General features: G+C 52.7%; 1 rRNA gene. It reads left to right on the top strand.

What is annotated here, in order from left to right:
• A 23S ribosomal RNA gene (locus PGR79_RS23760) occupies positions 1 to 1,143 on the top strand; the annotation flags it as partial.

Raw genomic sequence — 1,143 nt, 5'->3', positions numbered from 1 at the left:
GGTGTGACTGCGTACCTTTTGTATAATGGGTCAGCGACTTATATTCTGTAGCAAGGTTAACCGTATAGGGGAGCCGCAGGGAAACCGAGTCTTAACTGGGCGTTAAGTTGCAGGGTATAGACCCGAAACCCGGTGATCTAGCCATGGGCAGGTTGAAGGTTGGGTAACACTAACTGGAGGACCGAACCGACTAATGTTGAAAAATTAGCGGATGACTTGTGGCTGGGGGTGAAAGGCCAATCAAACCGGGAGATAGCTGGTTCTCCCCGAAAGCTATTTAGGTAGCGCCTCGTGAACTCATCTTCGGGGGTAGAGCACTGTTTCGGCTAGGGGGTCATCCCGACTTACCAACCCGATGCAAACTACGAATACCGAAGAATGTTATCACGGGAGACACACGGCGGGTGCTAACGTCCGTCGTGAAGAGGGAAACAACCCAGACCGCCAGCTAAGGTCCCAAAGTCACAGTTAAGTGGGAAACGATGTGGGAAGGCACAGACAGCCAGGATGTTGGCTTAGAAGCAGCCATCATTTAAAGAAAGCGTAATAGCTCACTGGTCGAGTCGGCCTGCGCGGAAGATGTAACGGGGCTAAACTGTGCACCGAAGCTGCGGCAGCGACACTATGTGTTGTTGGGTAGGGGAGCGTTCTGTAAGCCTGCGAAGGTGGCCTGTGAGGGTTGCTGGAGGTATCAGAAGTGCGAATGCTGACATAAGTAACGATAATGCGGGTGAAAAGCCCGCACGCCGGAAGACCAAGGGTTCCTGTCCAACGTTAATCGGGGCAGGGTGAGTCGACCCCTAAGGCGAGGCCGAAAGGCGTAGTCGATGGGAAACAGGTTAATATTCCTGTACTTGGTGTTACTGCGAAGGGGGGACGGAGAAGGCTATGTTAGCCGGGCGACGGTTGTCCCGGTTTAAGCATGTAGGCGGAGGTTCCAGGTAAATCCGGTACCTTTTTAACGCTGAGGTGTGATGACGAGGCACTACGGTGCTGAAGTAACAAATGCCCTGCTTCCAGGAAAAGCCTCTAAGCATCAGGTAACATCAAATCGTACCCCAAACCGACACAGGTGGTCAGGTAGAGAATACCAAGGCGCTTGAGAGAACTCGGGTGAAGGAACTAGGCAAAATGGTGCCGTAA

Source organism: Klebsiella sp. 141161, assembly GCF_050600815.1.
In the GTDB taxonomy this organism is placed as follows: domain Bacteria; phylum Pseudomonadota; class Gammaproteobacteria; order Enterobacterales; family Enterobacteriaceae; genus Klebsiella; species Klebsiella aerogenes.
This window is presented reverse-complemented; position numbering and strand designations above follow the sequence as displayed.